The organism is Enterobacter sp. SM3 (assembly GCF_009811935.2).
GTDB classification, from domain to species: Bacteria; Pseudomonadota; Gammaproteobacteria; order Enterobacterales; family Enterobacteriaceae; genus Enterobacter; species Enterobacter asburiae_D.
The window spans coordinates 1,562,655-1,588,117 of sequence record NZ_CP099971.1; the positions used below are offsets into that span (position 1 = coordinate 1,562,655).

The 25,463-nt window shown below is 56.3% G+C and carries 20 protein-coding genes; 13 read left to right on the forward strand and 7 right to left on the reverse strand.

Annotated features, from left to right (window positions below; translation table 11 throughout):
• Nucleotides 1-22 precede the first annotated feature (22 nt).
• Nucleotides 23-244 carry a cold shock-like protein CspD gene (cspD, locus tag GVO84_RS07260; protein ID WP_159513764.1) on the reverse strand — a complete coding sequence of 74 codons (222 nt, stop codon included), beginning with the start codon at nt 242-244 and terminating at the stop codon, nt 23-25.
• A gap of 267 nt (nt 245-511) precedes the next feature.
• Here cspD and clpS point away from each other — a divergent pair, with 267 nt between their 5' ends.
• The 3 genes from clpS to GVO84_RS07275 all read left to right on the forward strand — a co-directional run bounded on the left by clpS (nt 512) and on the right by GVO84_RS07275 (nt 4,071).
• Nucleotides 512-832: an ATP-dependent Clp protease adapter ClpS gene (gene clpS / locus GVO84_RS07265; protein WP_006174393.1), complete on the forward strand. Its 321-nt coding sequence runs from the start codon at nt 512-514 to the stop codon at nt 830-832.
• Nucleotides 833-859: 27 nt separating this feature from the next.
• The gene (gene clpA / locus GVO84_RS07270) at nt 860-3,139 is read left to right on the forward strand and encodes an ATP-dependent Clp protease ATP-binding subunit ClpA (RefSeq protein ID WP_023335109.1); all 2,280 of its coding nucleotides are present in this window, start codon (nt 860-862) and stop codon (nt 3,137-3,139) included.
• Nucleotides 3,140-3,624: 485 nt separating this feature from the next.
• Nucleotides 3,625-4,071 (forward strand): hypothetical protein, encoded by a 447-nt coding sequence (locus tag GVO84_RS07275; protein WP_159513765.1) that lies wholly within the window; start codon nt 3,625-3,627, stop codon nt 4,069-4,071.
• Nucleotides 4,072-4,142: 71 nt separating this feature from the next.
• Here GVO84_RS07275 and infA read toward each other — a convergent pair whose 3' ends face one another.
• The 5 genes from infA to trxB form a co-directional block, all read right to left on the reverse strand.
• Complete coding sequence (gene infA / locus GVO84_RS07280; protein ID WP_002211347.1) at nt 4,143-4,361, reverse strand: translation initiation factor IF-1; 219 nt, start codon at nt 4,359-4,361, stop codon at nt 4,143-4,145.
• Between the two features lie 284 nt (nt 4,362-4,645).
• Nucleotides 4,646-5,350, reverse strand: a complete 705-nt coding sequence (gene aat, locus GVO84_RS07285) for a leucyl/phenylalanyl-tRNA--protein transferase (protein WP_159513766.1) — start codon at nt 5,348-5,350, stop codon at nt 4,646-4,648.
• Nucleotides 5,351-5,395: 45 nt separating this feature from the next.
• Nucleotides 5,396-7,117, reverse strand: coding sequence for a heme ABC transporter ATP-binding protein/permease CydC (gene cydC, locus GVO84_RS07290; protein ID WP_159513767.1), 1,722 nt, complete (start codon nt 7,115-7,117; stop codon nt 5,396-5,398).
• On the reverse strand, nt 7,117-8,883 hold the full coding sequence (gene cydD / locus GVO84_RS07295; protein ID WP_159513768.1) for a heme ABC transporter permease/ATP-binding protein CydD: 1,767 nt from the start codon (nt 8,881-8,883) through the stop codon (nt 7,117-7,119). The genes cydC and cydD overlap by 1 nt, the downstream gene beginning before the upstream one ends.
• A gap of 114 nt (nt 8,884-8,997) precedes the next feature.
• Nucleotides 8,998-9,966: a thioredoxin-disulfide reductase gene (gene trxB / locus GVO84_RS07300; RefSeq protein ID WP_032638969.1), complete on the reverse strand. Its 969-nt coding sequence runs from the start codon at nt 9,964-9,966 to the stop codon at nt 8,998-9,000.
• A 544-nt stretch (nt 9,967-10,510) separates the two neighbouring features.
• On the opposite strand from trxB, the gene lrp reads away from it, so the two are divergent.
• From lrp to GVO84_RS07350, 10 genes are all read left to right on the forward strand, one after another.
• Nucleotides 10,511-11,005: a leucine-responsive transcriptional regulator Lrp gene (gene lrp / locus GVO84_RS07305; protein WP_002439523.1), complete on the forward strand. Its 495-nt coding sequence runs from the start codon at nt 10,511-10,513 to the stop codon at nt 11,003-11,005.
• Nucleotides 11,006-11,140: 135 nt separating this feature from the next.
• Nucleotides 11,141-14,839, forward strand: coding sequence for a DNA translocase FtsK 4TM domain-containing protein (locus tag GVO84_RS07310; RefSeq protein WP_159513769.1), 3,699 nt, complete (start codon nt 11,141-11,143; stop codon nt 14,837-14,839).
• A gap of 128 nt (nt 14,840-14,967) precedes the next feature.
• Entirely contained in the window at nt 14,968-15,582 is a 615-nt protein-coding gene (gene lolA, locus GVO84_RS07315; RefSeq protein WP_023310983.1) for an outer membrane lipoprotein chaperone LolA, read from the forward strand.
• A 9-nt stretch (nt 15,583-15,591) separates the two neighbouring features.
• On the forward strand, nt 15,592-16,935 hold the full coding sequence (rarA, locus tag GVO84_RS07320) for a replication-associated recombination protein RarA (protein WP_159513770.1): 1,344 nt from the start codon (nt 15,592-15,594) through the stop codon (nt 16,933-16,935).
• Between the two features lie 92 nt (nt 16,936-17,027).
• Nucleotides 17,028-18,320: a serine--tRNA ligase gene (gene serS, locus GVO84_RS07325; RefSeq protein WP_008499983.1), complete on the forward strand. Its 1,293-nt coding sequence runs from the start codon at nt 17,028-17,030 to the stop codon at nt 18,318-18,320.
• 211 nt (nt 18,321-18,531) lie between these two features.
• Complete coding sequence (gene dmsA / locus GVO84_RS07330; RefSeq protein WP_159513771.1) at nt 18,532-20,976, forward strand: dimethylsulfoxide reductase subunit A; 2,445 nt, start codon at nt 18,532-18,534, stop codon at nt 20,974-20,976.
• A gap of 10 nt (nt 20,977-20,986) precedes the next feature.
• Nucleotides 20,987-21,604 carry a DMSO/selenate family reductase complex B subunit gene (locus GVO84_RS07335; RefSeq protein WP_032658209.1) on the forward strand — a complete coding sequence of 206 codons (618 nt, stop codon included), beginning with the start codon at nt 20,987-20,989 and terminating at the stop codon, nt 21,602-21,604.
• A 1-nt stretch (nt 21,605) separates the two neighbouring features.
• The gene (locus GVO84_RS07340; RefSeq protein WP_159513772.1) at nt 21,606-22,469 is read left to right on the forward strand and encodes a dimethyl sulfoxide reductase anchor subunit family protein; all 864 of its coding nucleotides are present in this window, start codon (nt 21,606-21,608) and stop codon (nt 22,467-22,469) included.
• 275 nt (nt 22,470-22,744) lie between these two features.
• Nucleotides 22,745-23,893, forward strand: a complete 1,149-nt coding sequence (locus tag GVO84_RS07345; RefSeq protein WP_047346918.1) for an MFS transporter — start codon at nt 22,745-22,747, stop codon at nt 23,891-23,893.
• 123 nt (nt 23,894-24,016) lie between these two features.
• Nucleotides 24,017-24,538 carry an anti-virulence regulator CigR family protein gene (locus GVO84_RS07350; RefSeq protein WP_029739494.1) on the forward strand — a complete coding sequence of 174 codons (522 nt, stop codon included), beginning with the start codon at nt 24,017-24,019 and terminating at the stop codon, nt 24,536-24,538.
• A 35-nt stretch (nt 24,539-24,573) separates the two neighbouring features.
• On the opposite strand, the gene pflA is transcribed toward GVO84_RS07350, so the two are convergent.
• Nucleotides 24,574-25,314: a pyruvate formate lyase 1-activating protein gene (pflA, locus tag GVO84_RS07355; RefSeq protein WP_010429226.1), complete on the reverse strand. Its 741-nt coding sequence runs from the start codon at nt 25,312-25,314 to the stop codon at nt 24,574-24,576.
• Between the last annotated feature and the right edge of the window lie 149 nt (nt 25,315-25,463).

Sequence of the window (25,463 nt, forward strand, 5' to 3'; positions counted from 1 at the left end):
ATGTACACAATAAAACAGAGAGCTATGCAACCGTCTCTGCTTCAAGGGGTACGATTAGGCTTGCATGATTGCCTTTTGGACCCTGATGTACATCGAACCGGACGGGCTGCCCGGCTTTGAGCGTTCTGTAACCATCCATCTGAATGGTGGAATAGTGAGCGAAGATATCCTCGCCGCCGCCTTCGGGGCAGATGAAGCCAAACCCTTTGGCGTTGTTGAACCACTTAACAGTACCCATTTCCATGCTTCGACATCCTTCGTAAATCTTATAAGTTAAGATGGAATGAACCGGTGGTGGAGTGGGGGCTGTTCAAAACCTCGCCATCTCACGCTTGTACAATTTAGAGAAACGAAAGAAGTCGTCAAGCGTTTGGCGCTGGAGATGGGACAATAATCAACCAAAGTTTGAAGCAGTTAACGCTATTGCAACAGTTTGTGACAGACATCGCGGATGACAGTAATAGATGATTGTTATCTAACATCTGAGGTAGATTCAAAGTGGTTATGCATAATGGGTAAGACCAACGATTGGCTGGATTTTGACCAGCTGGCGGAAGATAAAGTGCGCGACGCGCTAAAACCGCCATCTATGTATAAAGTTATGTTAATGAACGATGATTACACGCCGATGGAATTTGTTATTGACGTGCTACAAAAGTTCTTTTCTTATGATGTAGAACGTGCAACGCAACTGATGCTTACCGTTCATTATCGAGGCAAAGCTATCTGCGGCATCTTCACAGCCGAAGTGGCGGAAACCAAAGTGGCGATGGTGAACGACTATGCGAGGGAGAACGAGCATCCGTTGCTGTGTACGCTGGAAAAGGCCTGATAAGGCATAAAATTGGGGGAGGTGCCTATGCTCAATCAAGAACTGGAACTCAGTTTAAACATGGCTTTCGCCAGAGCGCGTGAGCACCGACATGAGTTTATGACCGTCGAGCATTTACTGCTCGCACTGCTTAGCAACCCATCTGCCCGCGAAGCGCTGGAAGCCTGCTCCGTGGATCTGGTGGCGCTACGTCAGGAACTCGAAGCCTTCATCGAACAAACCACACCGGTGCTGCCAGCCAGTGAAGAAGAGCGCGACACGCAGCCGACGCTCAGCTTCCAGCGCGTGCTGCAGCGCGCGGTATTCCACGTCCAGTCTTCCGGACGTAGCGAAGTGACTGGCGCAAACGTCTTAGTCGCCATCTTCAGCGAGCAGGAGTCACAGGCTGCCTACCTGCTGCGCAAACACGAAGTCAGCCGCCTCGACGTGGTTAACTTTATTTCTCACGGAACGCGCAAAGACGAGCCTAACCAGGCATCGGATTCCAGCAATCAGGTCAATAACAATGAAGAGCAAGCAGGCGGGGAGGATCGTATGGAAAACTTCACCACCAACCTTAACCAGCTTGCTCGCGTTGGCGGTATCGACCCGCTGATTGGTCGCGATAAAGAGCTGGAGCGCGCGATCCAGGTGCTGTGCCGTCGCCGCAAGAACAACCCGCTGCTGGTGGGTGAGTCAGGCGTGGGTAAAACCGCGATTGCCGAAGGTCTTGCCTGGCGCATTGTGCAGGGCGACGTGCCGGAAGTGATTGCCGACTGCACCATCTACTCGCTGGATATCGGCTCGCTGCTGGCGGGCACCAAATACCGCGGTGATTTTGAAAAACGCTTCAAGGCGCTGTTAAAGCAGCTGGAGCAGGACACCAACAGCATCCTGTTTATCGATGAGATCCACACCATCATCGGCGCAGGTGCGGCCTCCGGTGGCCAGGTGGATGCCGCGAACCTGATTAAACCGCTGCTCTCCAGCGGCAAGATCCGCGTGATTGGCTCCACGACCTACCAGGAGTTCAGCAACATCTTTGAGAAAGACCGTGCGCTGGCGCGCCGCTTCCAGAAAATCGACGTGACCGAACCGTCCGTCGAGGAAACGGTGCAGATCATCAACGGCCTGAAGCCGAAGTACGAGGCGCACCACGACGTGCGTTACACCGCGAAAGCGGTCCGTGCGGCGGTGGAGCTGGCGGTGAAATACATCAATGACCGTCATCTGCCGGATAAGGCGATTGACGTGATTGATGAGGCAGGGGCGCGTGCGCGTCTGATGCCGGCCAGCAAGCGTAAGAAAACCGTTAACGTGGCGGATATTGAGTCCGTGGTGGCCCGCATCGCGCGTATCCCTGAGAAGAGCGTTTCTCAGAGCGACCGCGACACGCTGCGCACCCTCGGCAATCGCCTGAAAATGCTGGTCTTTGGTCAGGATAAAGCCATTGAGGCCTTAACCGAAGCGATCAAGATGGCCCGTGCCGGGCTGGGGCATGACCACAAGCCTGTCGGTTCCTTCCTGTTCGCTGGCCCGACCGGCGTGGGGAAAACCGAGGTGACGGTTCAGCTCTCCAAAGCGCTGGGCATTGAGCTGCTGCGCTTTGATATGTCCGAGTATATGGAGCGTCACACCGTCAGCCGTTTGATTGGTGCGCCTCCGGGCTACGTGGGCTTTGACCAGGGCGGCCTGCTCACCGACGCGGTGATCAAGCATCCGCATGCGGTCCTGCTGCTCGATGAAATCGAGAAAGCGCACCCGGACGTGTTCAATATCCTGCTGCAGGTGATGGACAACGGGACGCTGACCGACAACAACGGGCGCAAGGCGGACTTCCGCAACGTGGTGCTGGTGATGACCACCAACGCCGGTGTGCGTGAAACCGAGCGTAAATCCATCGGCCTGATCCACCAGGATAACAGCACCGATGCGATGGAGGAGATCAAGAAGATCTTCACGCCGGAGTTCCGTAACCGTCTGGACAACATTATCTGGTTCGATCACCTGTCTACCGACGTGATCCATCAGGTAGTGGACAAGTTCATCGTCGAGCTGCAGGTTCAGCTGGATCAGAAAGGCGTGTCGCTGGAAGTGAGCCAGGAGGCCCGCAACTGGCTGGCCGAGAAAGGCTACGACCGTGCGATGGGTGCCCGTCCGATGGCGCGCGTGATTCAGGACAACCTGAAGAAACCGCTGGCGAACGAGCTGCTGTTTGGCTCGCTGGTGGACGGCGGCCAGGTGACCGTGGCGCTGGACCAGGCGAAGAACGAACTGACGTACGATTTCCAGAGTGCGGCGAAGCACAAGCCGGAAGCGGCTCACTGAGTGAGTTGAACGTTAATGTTAAAAACCGGGCGAATGCCCGGTTTTTTTATGCCTGCCGAGGTAAAAGCAAAACGACAACAGTGTTGTCGTTTTTAGTGTTTTCTCCCTCTCCCTGTGGGAGAGGGCTGGGGTGAGGGCAACAGACCGCAGAGGAATTTTGCGAGGCGCTTTCCAGTTTCTTTCTAAGTCAGTTGCTGGATAAATCCACAGTAATAAAATGGCGGCGCACCTGCAAAATCAGGTGCCGGGATTGGCGTCCTGATTACACACGAGAAATGATGTTGATACGTCAACTATCATCAGGTTCGTTCACACTTTTGAAAGCTAGCGATATAATCCGCAGACTCAATTATGGTGGGCTGAACCGGGGCTTCTTTTGAAGCGCCGATTTTCCCGTGTGGGTCGGTACGCCAAACCGGTTCAGTCTGCCACCTGAGTTGGCGTTCGGGTGGAGATCTCATCATTTCACACGGAGTCATAATCAAATGGAACATAACAATCTTTCTCTGCTTTATAGCGAACTCTCCCTCAACCCCGATCTCCCAACCCTGGCCGAGCGCTGCAAACTGCTCACCGAAATCCTCCTCGACTGCAAATCACTCCCGCAAACGCAGCCCGTATGCCGTTGCCTCGGGGCTTATCTTGAAGAGGTGAAAACTGGCCTCACGGAATCCATGCGTGATTTTCAGATAGTGGAATTTGAGGAAGAAGCGGAACAACCGCGACAAAAGGAGTGGCTGCTGGAAGATACAGAAACGAAATGCGACTACTGCCGTGCGTTAAACCATGTGCTGCTGGTGTCGCATTTTGACCGCGATATGTTGCCGCACCTGACGGGATTACTCCATGACATGGCTCATTCTATGGCGGGGGATTTAATCGCTCCTGTCCAGCCATGGATGACAATACATCTTCCGACGCAGCAACACTAAAGCCATAAATAAAAAAGGCCGGGATTATCCCGACCTTTTAAATATTCATCTGCCATTACAGGCGAAAACAATTAGCGACTACGGAAGACAATGCGGCCTTTGCTCAGGTCGTACGGGGTCAGTTCAACAGTCACTTTGTCGCCCGTCAAAATGCGGATGTAGTTTTTGCGCATTTTACCGGAGATGTGCGCAGTTACCACGTGACCGTTTTCCAGCTCTACGCGAAACATGGTATTAGGCAACGTATCAAGTACGGTACCCTGCATTTCAATATTGTCTTCTTTGGCCATCTAATCCTCTGGGGTATCACTACCAAGTTTTGAACCGGCAAGATAATGCCGAAATTCATCAATTAAGTAAAGAATTGCGCGATTAAAACGCAGCAAAACAGTTTCGGCGCATTGCCCAAGCGTCACGGTACAACCGAACAGGAAGCGCATTCGTAAAGGGGAGACGACAGGATAAACGTCAGGACGTTATCTGAAGCGAGGGTCCCAAACGGCGGCGGGGCAACAGGCAGAAGCTACTCTGCGGCATAATTATAACACCCTCACAAAAAATATGCGGAAAACATTTAGGCATTGGGCATAAAGAGCGTTCTCGGTATCCAGAAGTCGCGCGGGAGCTTCTCCTGACGGCTGGCGTCCAGCTGTTCGATGTACTGGCGTCTCGGGATCTCAACGGCGCCGAGAGAAGCCGTGTGCTCATTGAGCACCTGACAATCGATCAGGCGTCCACCGCGCTGGGCAAACGCCTGGCTGAAGACCAGCAGCGCCGTTTTCGAGGCATTCACCGCGCGGGAGAACATCGACTCGCCGCAAAACAGCGTCCCCTGCGCCACGCCGTACATGCCGCCGACGAGCGCTCCGCCTTCCCACACCTCGATGGAGTGGGCGTAGCCAAGCTCATGGAGCTGGTGGTAGGCGGTAATGATATCGCGGGTTATCCATGTCCCTTCATAGCGGTCTTCGGCACAGCCTTCAATGACCTGACCAAAGGCGTGGTTGAAGGTGACGCGGTACGGTGATTTCGCATGGAAACGCTTCATGCTGCGGCTCACGTGAAACTGCGCTGGCCACAGCACGGCACGCGGATCGGGGGACCACCATAAAATCGGATCGCCGGGGGAAAACCAGGGGAAGATACCGCGCTGGTATGCCATTAACAGTCGAGCGGGACTGAGGTCACCGCCAAGGGCCAGCAGCCCGTTGGGCTCACGCAGCGCCCCTTCCGGAGAAGGGAACGCGATGTTATGACGAGAAAGCTGGACCAGGCGCATGACAGCAAAACTCCAGTACGCGAGTGAGGACGCTACAAATATAGTCTACAGACGCTGTTTAAACTGGTAGTAGCGACCCTGTTTCGCCAACAGCTCTGCGTGATTACCTTGCTCAATAATGTGCCCGTTGTCCATCACAATTATCCGATCAAAACTCGCCAGTCCGCGCAGGCGGTGTGTGACCATTAGCACGGTTTTGCCGGTCATGACATTCGCCAGTAAATCAAGGATTTGGCTCTCGGTCGTGGCGTCCAGCCCTTCGGTGGGCTCGTCGAGCAGCATCAGCGGCGCATCGTGCAGCAGCGCGCGCGCAATGGCCAGACGGCGCAGCTCGCCGCCGGAGAGCTGACGACCACCTTCGCCAAGCCAACTGTTCAATCCCTCGTCCTCAAGCAGCTTTTGCAGACCTACCTGCTCCAGCACGGCGCGAAGCGCATCATCAGAGGCCTCTGGCGCGGCCAGCAGCAGGTTATCGCGCAGCGTGGCGCTAAACAGATGCACCCGCTGTGGAACGACGCTCACGGTTTTGCGCAGGGCCTGCTCGCTGAAATCGGTCAGCAAGGTGTTGTTAAAACGAATCTGACCGCGCTGCGGATCCCAGGCGCGGGTCAGCAACTGCAGCAGGGTCGATTTACCGCAGCCGGTACGGCCGAGGATAGCAATCCGCTGACCTGCCTCAACAGAAAGGTTGATACCGTCCAGCGCGTTCTGCGCCTGTTTGTCGTAGGCGAAGGTGACATCATCAAGCGTTAGCGCAACCTGCTCAGGTACAGCGGTTTGCCCGGCACTGAACGTGACTTCAGGCTCCTGCTCCGCAATCTGGGTGATGCGCAGGGCAGAGGCGATGACCTGACCCAGATGCTGGAAGGCGCCCGTCACCGGGGCCAGCGCTTCAAACGCCGCCAGCGCGCAGAAGACGAAAAGGGCAATAAGAGGACCCGGCTGTGAATTTCCCCCGACATCGCCGGAGGCCAGCCACAGCATGGCAATCACCGCCACGCCGCCGATTAACATCATCAGCGCCTGAGAGAAGGCCGTCAGCTCCGACTGGCGGCGCTGGGCCTCATGCCAGTTCAGCTCCGTACTTTCCATCCGGGCACGGTAGCGCTTGCTGGCACCAAAAATGGTCAGCTCTGCCTGCCCCTGAAGCCAGGAGGTTAGCTGCTGGCGGTAATCTCCGCGCAGACGCGTCAGGTTTTCCCCGGTGGATTTTCCGGCACGGTAAAACAGCGGCGGCAGAATGATCAGCGTCAGCAGCATGATCCCGCCCAGCGTCAGCGCAACGGGAACATCCAGAACAGACAGCCCCAGCGTGACCACCACAATCACCACAAACGCGCCCACGATCGGGGAGATCACGCGCAGGTACAGGTGATCCAGCGTGTCGACATCCGCAACGACACGGTTGAGTAGCTCACCCTGACGAAAACGCGCCAGCCCGGCAGGGGAGAGGGGCAGCAGCTTGCTGAAGGTGTAGATGCGCAGGTGCTGCAGCACGCGGAAAGTGGCATCGTGGCTGACCAGCCGTTCGAAATAGCGTCCGGCAGTACGGGTGATGGCAGTACCGCGAACGCCGGCAGCCGGGAGCATATAGTTGAAGCTGTACAACCCGGCAACGCCCGCGACGGCCGAGGCCGACAGGAACCAGCCGGAAAGCGTGAGCAGGCCGATGCTGGCGAGCAGCGTGACAATCGCCAGCACAATCCCCAGCGTCAGCATCCATTTGTGGCGTTTATAGAGCGCAAGATAAGGCAGCAGAGCACGCATCAGATGTCCTCCTGACGGTTCGCCAGCAGGGCGGCAAACGGCCCCTGCGCGGCAACGAGAGAGGCGTAATCGCCTTGCTCAACAAGACGGCCGTTCTCCATGACCCAGATCTGATCCCAGTCGGCAATGCCTTCCAGCTGATGGGTGACCATCAGGGTGGTTTGCTGCCGGGAGGCGGCGTTCAGGGCCTCCATTACGCGCTGTTCGCTGTGGGCATCCAGGCTGGCGGCAGGCTCATCCAGCAGCATCAGCTGACAAGGATTCAACAACGCACGGGCAACCGCCACACGCTGTGCCTGTCCGACCGACAGCCCGGCGGACTGGTCGCCGACCACGGTATCTACACCTTGCGGGAGCAGGGGCAGAAACTCGCTGACCCAGGCGCGGTCGAGAACCGATTGCAGTTCATCTTCACGCGCATCCGGGCGCGCCAGCAGGACGTTTTCACGCAGCGTTGAGGCTGGAAGCTGCGGGTTTTGGCCCACCCAACTGAGCTGTTTACGCCAGGCGTCAGGATCGAGGTTGCGCAGTTCGGTTTTGTTGATCCGCAGTGAACCCGTGTAGGCCATAAAACCGGATAGCGCATTCAGCAGAGAACTTTTCCCGGAGCCGCTGGTGCCGACGAGCACCACGCGTTGTCCGGCAGGTAAGGTAAAGTTCAGCGGACCCGCGAGCACTTTGCCTTCCGGTGACAGAATGGAAAAGTCCTGCGCTTCAATGGTCACGGGGTCTTTAGCATTCAGCGTAACGTCACCGCGCTCCGGGTGTGCCAGCGGCGTTTCCAGGAACGTTTTCAGGCTATCGGCTGCGCCAACCGCCTGCGCTTTGGCGTGATAGAAGGTCCCCAGATCGCGAAGCGGCTGGAAAAACTCCGGGGCCAGGATCAGCGCCAGGAACCCGGCAGAAAGGGTCACCGCCGTGCCGTAATGGCCGAAATCCAGCGCGCCGAGGTAGGAGAAGCCAAAGTAGACCGCCACGAGAGCAATCGACAGTGAGGTAAAGAATTCCAGTACGCCGGAAGACAAGAAGGCGAGGCGTAACACTTCCATGGTGCGCTGACGGAAGTCCTGCGATGCCTGGCGAATGTTTTCGGTTTCCGCTTCACCGCGGCCAAAAATGCGTAACGTCTCCATGCCGCGCAGACGATCGAGGAAATGGCCGCTCAGGCGACCCAGTGCCAGGAAGTTACGGCGGTTGGCATCCGCTGCCCCCATGCCGACCAGCGCCATAAACAGCGGGATCAGCGGGGCGGTGCCCATCAGAATCAGCGCAGCCATCCAGTTCACCGGGAAGATGGCGATCACGATCAGCAGCGGAACGAAGACGGCAAGTGCCATCTGCGGCAGATAGCGCGCATAGTAGTCGTGCATATCGTCAATCTGCTCAAGGATCAGCGTCGCCCAGCTACCGGCCGGTTTACCCTGGATCCACGCGGGCCCGGCTTCCTGAAGGCGATCCAGCACCTGACGGCGGATTTCGTAGCGGATGTGCTGTCCGGCGTGAAAACCGACGCGCTCACGCAGCCACACCACCCAGGCGCGCAGGATAAAAATCAGGATCAGGACAATAAAGGGCAGCAGGAGTGCCTCGCGCGGGATGTTCTCCATGATCATGTGATTAAGAATGCGGGCCAGCAGCCATGCCTGGGCAACAATCAACAGACCGCTAACGAACCCCAGGAGACGGGAAATCGTAAGCCAGCGGCGGGAAATAACGCTTTGCTGTTTCAGCCAGCGTGTTAACTCTTGTTGACGGGTTTTTTCCATTGCGTACTTTGCAGGTGACGTTATTAGAAATTGGGCAGCGCAATGTTACAACGGGGAGACAATAAAGGCGACTTATCGCCGCCTTTATTTACGTTTGTTACTGACTTGTAAAGATTATTTACCTTGTTCAGCCAGTCCATCGAGGTAGCGTTCAGCGTCCAGCGCGGCCATACAGCCGGTGCCCGCAGAGGTAATCGCCTGACGATAGATGTGGTCCATCACGTCGCCAGCCGCGAACACGCCCGGGATGCTGGTCTGGGTCGCGTTACCGTGAATGCCTGACTGCACTTTGATGTAGCCGTTTTCCAGCTCCAGCTGACCGTCGAAGATCGCGGTGTTCGGGCTGTGACCGATCGCCACAAACAGGCCCGCCACTTCAAGCGTTTCGACGTTATCGGTGTTCTGGGTATCGCGGATACGCAGACCGGCAACGCCCATCTGGTCGCCCGTCACCTCTTCGAGGGTACGGTTGGTGTGCAGCACGATGTTGCCGCTTGCCACTTTATCCATCAGACGTTTGATCAGGATCTTCTCCGCTCGGAAGGTTTCGCGACGGTGGATCAGGTGCACCTCAGAGGCAATGTTCGCCAGGTAGAGCGCTTCTTCCACTGCGGTGTTGCCGCCGCCGATGACCGCGACTTTCTGGTTGCGGTAGAAGAAACCGTCGCAGGTTGCGCAGGCAGAGACGCCGCGGCCTTTGAACGCTTCTTCGGATGGCAGACCGAGGTAACGGGCAGAGGCGCCGGTGGCGATGATCAGCGCGTCACAGGTGTATTCGCCGCTGTCGCCCGTCAGGCGGAATGGACGGTTCTGCAGATCGACCTTATTGATGTGGTCGAACAGAATTTCGGTTTCGAATTTGGCGGCATGCTCGTGCATACGTTCCATCAGCAGCGGCCCGGTCAGGTCGTTCGGGTCCCCTGGCCAGTTTTCCACTTCGGTGGTGGTGGTCAGCTGACCGCCTTTTTCCATACCGGTGATGAGTACCGGGTGCAGGTTAGCGCGTGCAGCATAGACCGCTGCGGTATATCCCGCAGGTCCAGAACCAAGGATTAGCAGCTTACTGTGTTTGGCCGTGCCCATGAGATCCCCATTGTTGTTGGCAGACATTTGGCTGGATTGTAGGGAATTTGTTGTCGTAAAAAAAGAGCGCAGCAATTTTGATATCAATCTGTGTAATAGCCACGGACGATGAATGAGGCGCTATAACATCACGCTTTCTCCTGAAAATCGCTCGTTTGTAAGGCAATAAAATGAGGATTAATACCCTGCCGTAATGAATATCCGGCATGTTGTACTAAAAAACGATGTTTTGCTTTGACAATCCCCTGCGCTTTTGCGAAAACATTCAAGGAAGAAAAAAAACCGCGTTAACCGTATGCCGCATAGGCATGCACGTAAATGCCATTTTTACCGGGTCAGTGAAATCTACGCATGGCGTGGACAGACGCCATACGTGATGTCGGTGACTGCCTTCGGGCAACGGTCTTCTTACCAACAGAACCCGAATCCGCATCGCGTCTAATACATAATCAGGCGATGTGATGACTAACGGGTACAGGCTCTGAACAGTGATGTGCACAGGGTCCAGGCAGGAGTAGGGAAGGAATACAGAGAGACAATAATAATGGTAGATAGCAAGAAGCGCCCTGGCAAAGATCTCGACCGTATCGATCGTAACATTCTTAATGAATTGCAAAAGGATGGGCGTATTTCCAACGTCGAGCTTTCAAAACGTGTGGGACTTTCCCCGACGCCGTGCCTTGAGCGTGTGCGCCGACTGGAAAGACAGGGTTTTATTCAGGGCTATACGGCTCTGCTGAACCCGCATTATCTGGATGCCTCACTTCTGGTATTTGTTGAGATTACTCTGAATCGTGGTGCGCCGGATGTGTTTGAGCAATTTAACTCCGCTGTACAAAAACTTGAAGAAATTCAAGAGTGTCACCTGGTGTCCGGTGATTTCGACTACCTGTTGAAAACCCGTGTGCCTGATATGTCCGCCTACCGTAAGCTGCTGGGGGAAACCCTGCTGCGTCTGCCGGGCGTGAACGACACCCGTACATATGTGGTGATGGAAGAGGTCAAACAGAGCAATCGTCTGGTTATTAAGACGCGCTAACACGGAACAGGTGCAAAATCAGCGTAGTTTGATTACACTCCTGTTAATCCATACAGCAACAGTGCCGGGGAGTCCCGGCGCTGTTGTCCGTTTTAGCAAACAGGCAGGATATGCCTGATACCTGGAGAGCCTTTCTTGAGCCAGGAATACACTGAAGACAAAGAAGTCACACTATCGAAGCTAAGCAGCGGACGTCGTCTCCTCGAGGCTTTGCTGATTGTTATTGCCCTTTTTGCCGTCTGGCTGATGGCAGCCTTACTCAGTTTCAATCCCTCAGATCCCAGCTGGTCACAAACTGCATGGCATGAGCCTATCCATAATTTAGGCGGTGTTCCCGGTGCCTGGCTTGCGGACACGCTGTTTTTCATTTTCGGTGTGATGGCCTACACCCTTCCCGTCATTATCATTGGCGGATGCTGGTTTGCGTGGCGTCATCGTCAGAACGATGATTACATCGACTATTTCGCCGTGTCGCTGCGCCTGATTGGCGCGCTGGCGCTGATCCTCACCTCATGCGGGCTGGCAGCGATAAATGCGGATGATATCTGGTACTTCGCCTCGGGCGGGGTGATCGGCAGCTTACTCAGTTCTGCGCTACAGCCGATGCTGCACAGCAGTGGCGGCACGTTGGCGCTGCTGTGCATCTGGGCTGCCGGGCTGACGTTGTTCACCGGCTGGTCCTGGGTGAGCATTGCCGAGAAAATTGGCAGTTTTATCCTCACCATTCTGACCTTCGCCAGCAACCGTACCCGCCGCGACGATACGTGGGTTGATGAAGACGAGTACGAAGATGAAGAGGAAGATGACGCGCCTGTGCAGCGTCGCGAGTCTCGTCGTGCGCGTATTCTGCGCGGCGCGCTGGCGCGTCGTCAGCGTGTTGCTGAGAAATTTGCCAACCCGCTGGGTCGTAAAACCGATGCGGCGCTCTTCTCCGGTAAACGGATGGATGAAGACGAGCAGGTGGCGTATCGCGCGGCGGGTGTTGCCGTCGATCCTGACGATGTGCTCTTCTCCGGCAGCCGGGCCACGCCGGGTGGCTTCGACGAATACGATCCGCTGTTAAATGGCCACTCGGTTACCGAGCCGGTTGCGGCCGCCGCCGCCGCGACGACCGCTGCGCAGGCGTATGCCGCGCCTGTCGATGCCGTGATGCCATCCGCGCCGGTATCGCCGCCGGAGTCCGTTATTCAGCAGCCGCAGGTTGACTGGCAGACTGCGCCAGGCGTTCACACGCCGGAGCCCGTTATCGCGCCTGAACCAGAGAGCTACATCCCTGTGCAGCAGGAGCAGTGGCAGCAGCCGTATCAGCCGCCACAGCCTGCGTATGAACCGCAAGATTACCCGCACTATGAACAGCCTGTGGCCCAACCTTATCAGGAGTATGTGCCTGAGCCGGTTGAACCTGTGCAGCCTTATGTAGAGCCGCAGCCTGAACCTGAAATCGTGGAAGAGGTAAAACCCTCTCGTCCACCTATGTACTATTTTGAAGAGGTTGAAGAGCGTCGCGCGCGTGAACGCGAGCAGCTCGCGGCCTGGTACCAGCCTGTGCCTGAACCGGTGCAGGAGCCGGTGACGAAAGCGCCTGCTGTTTCCGTTCCACCGATCGACCCGACGCCTGCAGTCGCACCCGTAGCGGAAAGCGTGAAGCAGGCTACCGCGGCCGCTGCCGTGGCTGCACCTGTCTTTAGCCTGGCAACAGGGGGCGCGCCACGTCCTCAGGTGAAGGAGGGGATTGGTCCGCAACTGCCTCGCCCTAACCGCGTTCGCGTTCCAACCCGCCGTGAGCTTGCCTCTTATGGTATCAAGCTGCCTTCCCAGCGTATGGCCGAAGAGAAAGCGCGCGAGCCTGAGTACGAAGATGACGCCGATGAAATGCAGCAGGACGAGCTGGCCCGCCAGTTCGCTGCGCAGCAGAATCAACGCTACGGTGAGGAATACCAGCACGATGAGCCTGTGCTTGAAGACGAGGATGACGCGGCAGAAGCCGAATTAGCGCGCCAGTTTGCCGCTACCCAGCAGCAGCGCTATTCCGGTGAACAACCTGCTGGCGCAAATCCGTTCTCGCTGTCGGATTTTGAATTCTCGCCGATGAAGGATCTGGTGGACGATGGCCCGAGCGAGCCGTTATTTACCCCGAGCGTGATGCCGGAAGCAGAGCCCGTGCGCCAGCAGCCAGCGCCGCAGGCCTACGCGCAGCCGCAACAGCCGTATGCGCAGCCGCATCAACCTGTTCAGCAACCGCAGCAGGCACCACAGTCGCCGCAGTTCCAGCAGCCTGCGCCTCAGCCTCAGGAGAGCCTGATTCACCCGCTGCTGATGCGTAACGGTGACAGCCGTCCGCTGCAGCGTCCAAGCACGCCGCTGCCGTCTCTGGATCTGTTAACGCCACCGCCGTCAGAAGTGGAGCCGGTCGATACCTTCGCGCTCGAACAAATGGCGCGTCTGGTGGAAGCCCGTCTGGCTGACTTCCGCATCAAGGCGGACGTGGTGAACTACTCACCGGGTCCTGTTATCACCCGTTTTGAACTGAACCTGGCGCCAGGCGTTAAAGCCGCGCGTATTTCCAATCTGTCCCGCGACCTGGCGCGTTCTCTGTCGACCGTGGCGGTACGTGTGGTGGAAGTGATCCCAGGCAAGCCGTACGTTGGGCTTGAGCTGCCGAACAAGAAACGTCAGACCGTCTACCTGCGTGAAGTGCTGGATAACACCAAATTCCGCGATAACCCGTCCCCGCTGACCGTGGTGCTGGGTAAAGATATCGCGGGCGATCCGGTGGTGGCCGATCTCGCGAAAATGCCTCACCTGCTGGTCGCGGGTACTACCGGTTCCGGTAAGTCTGTCGGCGTGAACGCCATGATCCTCAGCATGCTTTATAAAGCGCAGCCGGAAGATGTGCGTTTCATCATGATCGACCCGAAAATGCTCGAACTGTCGGTCTACGAAGGCATCCCGCATCTGCTGACCGAAGTTGTGACCGACATGAAGGACGCCGCCAACGCCCTGCGCTGGAGCGTCAATGAGATGGAACGTCGCTACAAGCTGATGTCTGCGCTGGGCGTGCGTAACCTGGCCGGTTATAACGAGAAAATTGCCCAGGCGGTGCGCATGGGACGTCCGATCCCGGATCCTTACTGGAAGCCGGGTGACAGCATGGATGCCCAGCATCCGGTGCTGGAAAAACTGCCTTATATCGTCGTGCTGGTCGATGAATTTGCTGACCTGATGATGACCGTCGGTAAGAAAGTGGAAGAGCTGATTGCCCGTCTGGCGCAGAAAGCGCGTGCGGCCGGTATTCACCTTGTGCTGGCGACCCAGCGTCCTTCCGTGGACGTTATCACTGGTCTTATCAAAGCGAACATTCCGACGCGTATCGCCTTTACCGTATCCAGTAAAATTGACTCCCGTACCATTCTTGACCAGGGCGGCGCAGAGTCGCTGCTGGGTATGGGTGACATGCTCTATTCCGGCCCGAACTCCACCTCTCCGGTGCGTGTCCACGGCGCGTTCGTTCGCGATGAGGAAGTACACGCCGTCGTGCAGGACTGGAAGGCGCGCGGTCGTCCACAATATGTTGACGGCATCACCAGCGATACGGAAAGCGAAGGCGGCGGCGGTGGCTTTGACGGCGGCGAAGAGCTGGATCCGTTATTCGATCAGGCGGTTAACTTCGTTACCGAAAAACGCAAAGCGTCAATCTCTGGCGTGCAGCGCCAGTTCCGCATTGGCTATAACCGCGCAGCGCGTATCATCGAGCAGATGGAAGCGCAGGGCATTGTGAGCGAGCAGGGGCATAACGGTAACCGCGAGGTGCTGGCGCCGCCGCCGTTTGATTAACCTTCAGCGATTGCAAAGAAGGGTAAATCAGCCAAAATTAAGCATTTTCTTCTGTCGCCTGCCTTCGGGCAGGTCCAGAATAGAAGACGGAAACCCCATATCGGGAAGACGTATTTTAAGGAATAACAATGAAAAAAATCGCCATCGCCTGTGCATTACTCACCAGTTTTGTCGCCAGCAGCGTCTGGGCTGATGCAGCCAGCGACCTTAAAAGCCGACTGGATAAAGTAAGCAGCTTCCACGCCAGCTTCACGCAAAAAGTGACTGACGGCAGCGGTAACGCGGTGCAGGAAGGCCAGGGAGATTTGTGGGTAAAACGTCCCAATCTGTTCAACTGGCACATGACCCAGCCGGATGAGAGCATCCTGGTGTCTGACGGCAAAACCTTATGGTTCTTCAACCCGTTCGTTGAGCAGGCAACGGCGACCTGGCTGAAAGATGCCACCAGCAATACGCCGTTTATGCTGATTGCTCGTAACCAGTCCAGCGACTGGCAGCAGTACAATATTAAACAGACGGGTGACGAGTTTGTCCTGACGCCGAAAGGCAGCAACGGCAACCTGAAGCAGTTCACCATTAACGTAAGCACCAACGGTACCATTAATCAGTTCGGCGCGGTTGAGCAGGACGATCAGCGCAGCAGCTACCAGCTCAAGTCTCAGCAGAACGGCGCCGTTGATGCATCGAAATTCACCTTTACCCCGCCGCAGGGCGTAACGGTGGACGATCAACGCAATAAGTAAGAGGCGTGAGTGGGCAATCTGTCGCTCGATTTTTCAGATAACGCGTTTCAACCTCTGGCCGCCCGTATGCGGCCAGAAAATTTAGCGCAGTACATCGGCCAGCAGCATCTGCTGGCTGCCGGTAAGCCATTGCCGCGCGCCATTGAGGCCGGGCATCTTCACTCCATGATCCTCTGGGGCCCACCTGGCACCGGCAAGACTACGCTTGCAGAAGTGATCGCCCGCTATGCCAACGCGGACGTCGAACGTATCTCGGCGGTCACCTCCGGCGTGAAGGAGATCCGTGAGGCGATCGAGCGTGCGCGGCAGAACCGCAATGCCGGGCGGCGCACCATCCTCTTCGTGGACGAAGTCCACCGCTTCAACAAGAGCCAGCAGGATGCCTTCCTGCCGTATATTGAAGACGGCACGATCTTCTTCATTGGCGCGACCACCGAAAACCCGTCGTTTGAACTGAACTCGGCGCTGCTGTCCCGCGCACGCGTTTACCTGCTCAAATCGCTGACCACCGAGGATATCGAAAAGGTTCTCACCCAGGCGATGGACGATAAAGCGCGCGGCTACGGCGGGCAGGATATCGTTCTGCCTGACGACACGCGTCGTGCGATTGCCGAGCTGGTCAACGGCGATGCGCGTCGGGCCCTGAATACGCTGGAAATGATGGCCGATATGGCCGAAGTCGACGATGCGGGGAAGCGGGTGCTGAAGCAGGAGTTGCTCACCGAAATTGCCGGTGAACGCAGCGCGCGTTTCGATAATAAAGGCGACCGTTTTTACGACCTGATCTCGGCACTGCATAAGTCCGTGCGCGGCAGCGCGCCGGATGCGGCGCTGTACTGGTACGCGCGCATTATCACTGCAGGCGGCGATCCGTTATATGTCGCGCGTCGCTGCCTGGCGATTGCGTCAGAAGATGTCGGCAATGCCGATCCTCGCGCCATGCAGGTCGCGCTTTCGGCCTGGGACTGCTTCACCCGCGTTGGACCCGCGGAAGGCGAACGTGCCATAGCGCAGGCGATTGTCTATCTGGCCTGCGCGCCGAAAAGCAATGCGGTTTATACCGCCTTCAAAGCGGCGATGTCCGACGCGCGCGAACGCCCGGACTACGATGTGCCGGTTCATCTGCGTAACGCGCCGACCAGGCTGATGAAAGAGATGGGTTACGGGCAGGAGTATCGCTACGCTCACGACGAACCCAATGCCTACGCTGCCGGGGAGGAATATTTCCCGCAGGAGATGGCACAAACGCGCTATTATCACCCCACAAACAGAGGTCTTGAAGGCAAGATTGGTGAAAAGCTCACCTGGCTCGCCGGACAGGATCAAAATAGCCCTATAAAACGCTACCGTTAGTTCAATCGTTGCGGTAATGTTGGCATAGTATCCTTGTGGCCGCAGGCTGTGGTCACATTTTCCTATTTTAATTCGATAAGCACAGGATAAGCATGCTCGATCCCAATCTGCTGCGTAATGAGCCAGACGCAGTCGCTGAAAAACTGGCACGCCGGGGCTTTAAGCTGGATGTAGATAAGCTGCGCGCTCTTGAAGAGCGTCGTAAAGTACTGCAGGTACAAACTGAAAATCTGCAGGCAGAGCGTAACTCTCGATCGAAATCCATCGGCCAGGCGAAAGCGCGCGGGGAAGATATTGAGCCATTACGCCTGGAAGTGAACAAACTGGGTGAAGAACTGGATCAGGCGAAAGCTGAGCTGGACGTTCTTCAGGCCGAGATTCGTGATATTGCCCTGGCTATCCCGAATATTCCTGACGACAGCGTGCCTGTCGGCAAAGATGAAAACGACAACGTTGAAGTGAAACGCTGGGGTACGCCTCGTGAGTTTGACTTCGAAGTGCGCGATCACGTGACGCTGGGCGAAATGCACGCGGGCCTGGACTTTGCGGCAGCGGTTAAGCTGACCGGTTCTCGCTTCGTGGTGATGAAAGGCCAGATTGCCCATCTGCACCGCGCGCTGGCGCAGTTCATGCTGGATCTGCACACCGAGCAACATGGCTACAGCGAAACCTACGTACCGTATCTGGTTAACCACGATACGCTGTACGGTACGGGTCAGCTGCCGAAATTTGCCGGCGATCTGTTTCATACCCGTCCGCTGGACGAGGAAGCCGACAGCAGCAACTACGCGCTGATCCCAACCGCTGAAGTGCCGCTGACTAACCTCGTGCGTGATGAGATCATCGATGAAGACGACCTGCCAATTAAGCTGACAGCACACTCTCCGTGCTTCCGTTCTGAAGCTGGATCTTATGGTCGCGACACGCGCGGTCTGATCCGTATGCACCAGTTCGACAAAGTTGAGATGGTGCAGATCGTCCGTCCTGAAGAGTCCATGGACGCGCTGGAAGAGATGACCGGCCACGCTGAGAAAGTGCTGGAGCTGCTGGGTCTGCCGTACCGTCGTATGGCCCTGTGTACCGGTGATATGGGCTTTGGTGCCTGCAAAACCTTCGATCTGGAAGTGTGGGTGCCTGCGCAGAACACCTACCGTGAGATCTCCTCCTGCTCTAACGTCTGGGATTTCCAGGCGCGCCGCATGCAGGCTCGCTGCCGCAGCAAATCTGACAAGAAAACCCGTCTGGTGCATACCCTGAACGGTTCTGGTCTGGCCGTGGGCCGTACGCTGGTTGCCGTGCTGGAAAACTACCAGCAGGCAGACGGTCGTATTGAGATCCCTGAAGTGCTGCGTCCATACATGAAAGGCCAGCAGTACATCGGCTGATAATTTGTCTTAAAACAAAAAAGCGCCTCAGGGCGCTTTTTTTATGCCTGCTAATTGATACGACTCAATAATCTCTCCCTCTAAAGTAGTAATACTCCTCCGAATGAAAGTCAGCATAAAAAGCTGATAACGAAGAAATTCGTTCTAAATAAAACTATATAGCGGTCTATGCCGCCTCTCATTTCTTTGTGAGCAACCAAAGTGAGTCTTTATGAAAATCAACGCGCCTGAAGCGTTAATGGCTGCCGAGGTCACTCGCCGTGGGTTGATGAAAACCACGGCAATTGGCGGCCTGGCTGTAGCCAGCAGCGCCTTCACGCTCCCTTTCACCCGACTGGCGTCGGCGGCGGATGCATTGTCCCCAGCCTCAGCTCCGGAAAAAGTGGTGTGGAGTGCCTGTACCGTAAACTGCGGTAGCCGTTGTCCGCTGCGTATGCATGTAGTGGATGGTGAAATTAAATATGTCGAAACCGACAATACCGGGGACGATAACTACGAAGGGTTACATCAGGTTCGCGCTTGTCTGCGCGGCCGCTCCATGCGTCGCCGCGTGTACAACCCGGACCGCCTGAAATACCCGATGAAGCGCGTCGGTAAGCGTGGGGAAGGGAAGTTCGAGCGTATTAGCTGGGATGAAGCCTACGACATTATCGCCACAAATATGCAGCGTCTTATCAAAGAGTATGGCAACGAATCCATCTACCTGAACTACGGCACCGGGACGCTCGGCGGCACGCTGACCCGCTCCTGGCCGCCGGGTAAAACGCTGGTGGCGCGCCTGATGAACTGCTGCGGCGGTTATCTCAACCACTACGGCGACTACTCCTCGGCGCAGATCGCTGCTGGCCTGAACTACACCTACGGCGGCTGGGCGGACGGCAATAGCCCGTCTGATATCGAAAACAGTAAGCTGGTCGTGCTGTTTGGTAACAACCCGGGCGAAACCCGCATGAGCGGCGGCGGGGTAACCTACTACCTGGAACAGGCCCGCGCAAAATCCAATGCTCGCATGATCATCATCGATCCGCGCTATACCGACACTGGTGCCGGACGTGAAGACGAGTGGATCCCAATCCGTCCGGGTACCGATGCGGCGCTGGTCTCAGCGCTGGCGTGGGTGATGATCACCGAAAACCTCGTCGATCAGCCTTTCCTGGATAAATACTGCGTCGGCTATGACGAGAAAACCCTGCCAGCCAGCGCGCCGGCTAACGGTCACTACAAGGCGTATATTCTCGGTCAGGGCAGCGATGGCGTAGCGAAAACGCCCGAGTGGGCCTCCACCATCACCGGTATTCCGGTGGAGCGTATCGTTCAGCTGGCGCGTGAGATTGGCTCAGCCAAACCGGCCTATATCAGCCAGGGCTGGGGACCGCAGCGTCATGCAAACGGCGAAATCGCGACCCGCGCGATCTCAATGCTTTCTATTCTGACGGGCAACGTGGGCATTCACGGCGGAAACACCGGCGCGCGTGAAGGCTCTTATGAAGTGCCGTTTGAACGTATGCCGACGCTGGATAACCCTGTTCAGACCAGCATCTCCATGTTTATGTGGACCGATGCGATCGAACGCGGCCCGGAAATGACCGCCCTGCGCGACGGCGTGCGCGGCAAGGACAAGCTGGACGTGCCGATCAAGATGATCTGGAACTATGCCGGTAACTGTCTCATCAACCAGCACTCTGAAATCAACCGCACCCATGAAATCCTGCAGGATGACAAGAAGTGCGAGATGATTGTGGTGATTGACTGTCACATGACCTCCTCGGCGAAATATGCCGATATCCTGCTGCCGGACTGTACCGCGTCAGAGCAGATGGATTTCGCGCTGGACGCCTCCTGCGGCAACATGTCCTACGTGATCTTCACCGACCAGGCCATCAAACCGCGCTTCGAGTGCAAAACCATCTATGAGATGACCTCTGAGCTGGCGAAACGTCTTGGCGTTGAGCAGCAGTTTACCGAGGGACGTACTCAGGAAGGGTGGATGCGCCATCTGCATGAACTTTCCCGTAAGGCGATCCCTGACCTGCCGGATTTCGATACCTTCCGCAAGCAGGGTATGTACAAACAGCGCGATCCGGAAGGGCACCACGTGGCGTACAAAGCGTTCCGTGAAGATCCGCAGGCGAACCCGCTGACCACGCCGTCGGGCAAAATCGAAATCTACTCCGAAGAGCTGGCAAAAATCGCGTCGACCTGGGAGCTGCCGGAAGGGGACGTTATCGATCCGCTGCCGATCTACACGCCTGGTTTCGAAAACTACAACGATCCGCTGACGGCGAAATTCCCTCTGCAGCTGACCGGTTTCCACTACAAAGCGCGCGTGCACTCTACCTACGGCAACGTCGACGTACTGAAAGCCGCCTGCCGTCAGGAGATGTGGATCAACCCGATGGATGCCAAAGCGCGCGGCATCAGCAATGGCGATCGCGTACGCATCTTCAACGGTCGCGGCGAGGTGCACATTGAAGCCAAAGTGACGCCGCGCATGATGCCAGGCGTGGTGGCGCTGGGGGAAGGGGCCTGGTACAGCCCCGATGCCAACCGCATCGACCAGGCGGGCAGTATTAACGTGCTGACCACGCAGCGTCCGTCGCCGCTGGCGAAGGGCAACCCATCCCACACAAACCTTGTCCAGGTTGAAAAGGTTTAAGGAGTAGCCGATGACAACCCAGTATGGATTTTTTATTGATTCCAGCCGTTGCACCGGGTGCAAAACCTGCGAGCTGGCCTGTAAAGATTACAAAGACCTGACTCCTGACGTCAGCTTCCGCCGCATCTACGAATACGCCGGTGGCGACTGGCAGGAAGATAACGGCGTCTGGCATCAGAACGTCTTTGCGTATTACCTGTCGATTGCCTGTAACCACTGTGAAGATCCGGCCTGTACCAAGGTCTGCCCGAGCGGGGCGATGCACAAGCGTGAAGACGGTTTTGTGGTGGTGGACGAAGATGTGTGCATCGGCTGTCGGTACTGCCATATGGCGTGCCCGTACGGCGCGCCGCAGTACAACGCCGCCAAAGGTCATATGACCAAATGCGACGGTTGCCACACCCGCGTGGCGGATGGCAAAAAGCCGATTTGCGTCGAGTCCTGTCCGCTGCGCGCGCTGGACTTCGGCCCGATTGAAGAGCTGCGTAAAAAACACGGCCAGCTTGCTGCCGTTGCGCCGCTGCCTTCCGCGCACTTCACGAAGCCGAGCATTGTGATTAAACCTAACGCCAACAGCCGTCCTACAGGTGACACCACCGGCTACCTGGCAAATCCGAAGGAGGTGTGAGATGGGAAGTGGATGGCATGAATGGCCGCTGATGATCTTCACGGTCTTTGGTCAGTGCGTGGCGGGCGGTTTCATTGTGCTCGCGCTGGCGCTGTTAAAAGGGAACCTCAATGCCGAACAGCAGCAGCGTCTGGTGTTGAGCATGTTTGGCCTGTGGGTGTTGATGGGAATTGGCTTTATCGCCTCTACGCTGCACCTGGGTTCACCGATGCGCGCGTTTAACTCTCTGAACCGCGTGGGGGCCTCATCCCTCAGTAACGAGATTGCCAGCGGGGCAATTTTCTTTGCCTTCGGTGGGCTGGGTTGGCTGCTGGCCGCGATGAAGAAATTGCCTGCGGGTCTGCGCAGCCTGTGGCTGATCGTGACCATGGTGCTGGGCGTGGTGTTCGTGTGGATGATGGTGCGCGTCTATAACACTATCGATACCGTTCCAACCTGGTACAGCGTCTGGACGCCGATGAGCTTCTTCCTGACGATGTTTATCGGCGGGCCGCTGCTGGGCTACCTGCTGCTGCGCGTGGCGGGCGTAGACGGGTGGGCAATGCGCTTGCTGCCCGCTGTTTCGCTGCTGGCGCTGGTGGTGAGTGCGATAGTCGCCCTGATGCAGGGTGCCGAACTGGCAACCATTCACAGTTCTATCCAGCAGGCTTCTGCCCTGGTGCCGGACTACGGTTCTCTGATGGCCTGGCGCATCGTTCTGCTGGTCGCGGCGTTGGTATTCTGGATAGCTCCCCAGCTTAAAGGTTATCAGCCCGCGCTGCCGCTGCTGTCACTGGCCTTTGTGCTGGTACTGGCAGGTGAACTGATTGGCCGCGGCGTATTCTACGGGTTGCATATGACCGTTGGTATGGCTATCGCCAGCTAGCGTTGTATTTCGTTATATCAAGCCGGGCCCGAGTGCCCGGCTTTTTCTTTTTTCGATCATGAAATTTTTCGACTGTCGTTTTGTTTTAATTTCGCCCATTAATAAATAAAAACAGATACATAATTAATATCTATAGCAGGCGTGGCATTAGCAGGATAAGTTTTTTAAATCGACAGGGAACATATTGTGCGAGGCGGCTAAGTCAGTGGATTGACTTTGTTTTTGCCAGTGGCATGATGCGCACGAAATCTGAACTTCCTCACGGTTTTTAATCCATGACCACCTATACCCGCCCAGTGCTTCTGTTGCTCTGTGGCCTGCTTCTGCTGACCCTGGCGATCGCAGTGTTAAATACGCTCGTCCCGCTGTGGCTTGCCCATGAAAACTTACCGACCTGGCAGGTGGGTATGGTCAGCTCGTCCTTTTTTACCGGGAACCTGCTGGGCACATTATTAACCGGTAGCCTGATCAAGCGTTTTGGCTTTAATCGCAGCTATTATCTGGCTTCGCTGATTTTCGCCGCCGGGTGTGCCGGGCTGGGCCTGATGGTCGGCTTCTGGAGCTGGATGGCGTGGCGCTTTATCGCTGGCGTAGGCTGCGCGATGATTTGGGTCGTGGTTGAAAGTGCGCTGATGTGCAGCGGCACCTCCCGCAACCGTGGACGCCTGCTGGCGGCCTATATGATGGTTTACTACGTCGGTACCGTGCTGGGTCAACTGATGGTCAGCAAGCTGCCAACCGACCTGATGAGCGTTCTGCCGTGGGTTACGGGCATGGTGCTGGCCGCAATCCTGCCGCTGCTCTTCACGCGCATTGTGAACCAGAACAGCGAGCATCAGGAAGCGACCCACGTCTGGCCAATGCTCAGACTCCGCCAGGCGCGTCTGGGGGTTAACGGCTGCATTATCTCGGGGATTGTACTGGGCTCGCTCTACGGCCTGATGCCGCTCTATCTGAATCATCAGGGCGTCAGCGATTCCGGAATTGGCTTCTGGATGGCGGTCATGGTGAGTGCGGGCATCGTCGGGCAGTGGCCGATTGGCCGCCTGGCGGACCGTTTCGGTCGTCTGCTGGTGCTGCGCGTTCAGGTCTTCGTGGTCATCATGGGATGTCTTGCCATGCTCAGCAACGCCGCGATGGCGCCAGCGCTGTTTATTCTCGGGGCCGCCGGCTTTACGCTCTATCCGGTCGCGATGGCCTGGGCCTGTGAGAAAGTTGAACATCATCAGCTGGTGGCAATGAACCAGGCGCTGTTACTGAGCTATACTATCGGCAGCTTATTAGGGCCGACGTTTACCGCGATGCTGATGCAGAATTATTCCGATAATTTACTGTTTATCATGATCGCCAGCGTATCGTTTATTTATCTCTTAATGCTGCTGCGCAAAGTGGGCGAACACCCAACGCCTGTGGCTCATGCCTGATTAATTAAAAGCCTGTCGACGACAGGCTTTTTTGTCCCTGTCACAACTAAGAGTTTTACTTATTGTTTGTTTATTGCGCCAGGCGATAATTCATGTGAGTCCTACCACTATAAGGCAGTAATCATGTCTATTCGTCGTTTTTCCACTACCGCACTTGCCGTAGTGTTGTCTTTAACGTTTGCAACGGCTCCGGTCATGGCTAATCCTGGAAACGGGAATGGCGGTGGCCACGGAAACGGTGGCGGACAGGGTAATGGCGGCAGTCATGGTAACGGGAATTCTGGTAACCATGGCAATAAGCAAAATAACGGTCAGGATAACCCTGGAAAATCGGATAAGAGCTTTAAAAACAGTAAGGATGTCGGTAACGATGTCGACGCTCGTGTGAGCTTCGATCATGCCCGCCATCTGGCGCTGAATTATGGCTTAACGGGCTATGACTCACTGCCTCCGGGCATCGCTAAAAACCTGGCGCGCGGCAAGCCGTTGCCTCCGGGCATTGCGAAGAAAACCGTGCCGGCCTCTATGTTGGGTCAGCTTCCTTCCTATCCAGGCTATGAGTGGCGGGTAGTGGGTGACGACCTGGTCTTAATTGCGCTGAGTACAGCCATTGTGACGTCCGTGATTAACGGCGTCTTTAAATAGAATATAAAAAAGCCCGGTTTTCACCGGGCTTTTCTTTAATACATCACCTTGTGGCCGTACTGTTCAAGAATACCTTTGACGCGTTCCATCGTCTCTTTCTTCGGCGGCTTCACGCCATCGAGTTTGTACTCTTCGCCCATTGCCACCCATTTATGTTTACCCAGCTCGTGATAGGGCAGAAGCTCGATTTTCTCGACGTTGCCCATATCGCGGGTAAATTCCCCGAGGCGGTGCGCGGAATCGTCATCATCTGACCAGCCAGGCACAACCACGTAGCGGATCCAGGTTTTAATGCCTTTATCGGCAATGTATTTGGCAAATTCCAGCGTGCGGTGGTTTGAGACGCCAACGAGGTTCTGGTGGATCTCATCGTTCATCTGTTTGAGATCGAGCATCACCAGATCGGTCACTTCGAGCAGTTCGTCAATAACCGGATCGTAGCGGCGTACAAAGCCGTTGGTATCGAGACAGGTATGAATGCCTTCTTTGCGGCAGGCACGGAACCAGTCGCGCACAAACTCCGCCTGCAGAATGGCTTCACCGCCGGATGCGGTGACGCCGCCGCCGGACGCGTTCATAAAGTGGCGGTAGGTCACCACCTCTTTCATCAAGTCTTCAACGGTCACTTCTTTACCGCCATGGGTATCCCAGGTGTCACGGTTATGGCAGTACAGGCAGCGCATCAGGCAGCCCTGGAAAAAGGTGATAAAGCGGATGCCCGGGCCATCGACGGTGCCACAGGATTCAAAGGAGTGAATGCGACCAATAATTGACATTGCGGTGATATCTCCAGCATCGGCCCGTCCGGGGCCTGAGTATGCACAGCTCAAAGCCGGCTGTGTTGAAGTCTGTTTTGGCTGATATCCATAAAGTATAGATAGCGGACAAAAGAGACTGAGATGGAGAGGGTGCTAAAAAGGCCCCA

Coding starts and splice junctions, on each gene's coding strand:
- cspD (WP_159513764.1), bottom strand. CDS start 244: ATGGAAATGGGTACTGTTAAGTGGTTCAACAACGCCAAAGGGTTTGGC.
- clpS (WP_006174393.1), top strand. CDS start 512: ATGGGTAAGACCAACGATTGGCTGGATTTTGACCAGCTGGCGGAAGAT.
- clpA (WP_023335109.1), top strand. CDS start 860: ATGCTCAATCAAGAACTGGAACTCAGTTTAAACATGGCTTTCGCCAGA.
- GVO84_RS07275 (WP_159513765.1), top strand. CDS start 3,625: ATGGAACATAACAATCTTTCTCTGCTTTATAGCGAACTCTCCCTCAAC.
- infA (WP_002211347.1), bottom strand. CDS start 4,361: ATGGCCAAAGAAGACAATATTGAAATGCAGGGTACCGTACTTGATACG.
- aat (WP_159513766.1), bottom strand. CDS start 5,350: ATGCGCCTGGTCCAGCTTTCTCGTCATAACATCGCGTTCCCTTCTCCG.
- cydC (WP_159513767.1), bottom strand. CDS start 7,117: ATGCGTGCTCTGCTGCCTTATCTTGCGCTCTATAAACGCCACAAATGG.
- cydD (WP_159513768.1), bottom strand. CDS start 8,883: ATGGAAAAAACCCGTCAACAAGAGTTAACACGCTGGCTGAAACAGCAA.
- trxB (WP_032638969.1), bottom strand. CDS start 9,966: ATGGGCACGGCCAAACACAGTAAGCTGCTAATCCTTGGTTCTGGACCT.
- lrp (WP_002439523.1), top strand. CDS start 10,511: ATGGTAGATAGCAAGAAGCGCCCTGGCAAAGATCTCGACCGTATCGAT.
- lolA (WP_023310983.1), top strand. CDS start 14,968: ATGAAAAAAATCGCCATCGCCTGTGCATTACTCACCAGTTTTGTCGCC.
- serS (WP_008499983.1), top strand. CDS start 17,028: ATGCTCGATCCCAATCTGCTGCGTAATGAGCCAGACGCAGTCGCTGAA.
- dmsA (WP_159513771.1), top strand. CDS start 18,532: ATGAAAATCAACGCGCCTGAAGCGTTAATGGCTGCCGAGGTCACTCGC.
- GVO84_RS07335 (WP_032658209.1), top strand. CDS start 20,987: ATGACAACCCAGTATGGATTTTTTATTGATTCCAGCCGTTGCACCGGG.
- GVO84_RS07340 (WP_159513772.1), top strand. CDS start 21,606: ATGGGAAGTGGATGGCATGAATGGCCGCTGATGATCTTCACGGTCTTT.
- GVO84_RS07345 (WP_047346918.1), top strand. CDS start 22,745: ATGACCACCTATACCCGCCCAGTGCTTCTGTTGCTCTGTGGCCTGCTT.
- GVO84_RS07350 (WP_029739494.1), top strand. CDS start 24,017: ATGTCTATTCGTCGTTTTTCCACTACCGCACTTGCCGTAGTGTTGTCT.
- pflA (WP_010429226.1), bottom strand. CDS start 25,314: ATGTCAATTATTGGTCGCATTCACTCCTTTGAATCCTGTGGCACCGTC.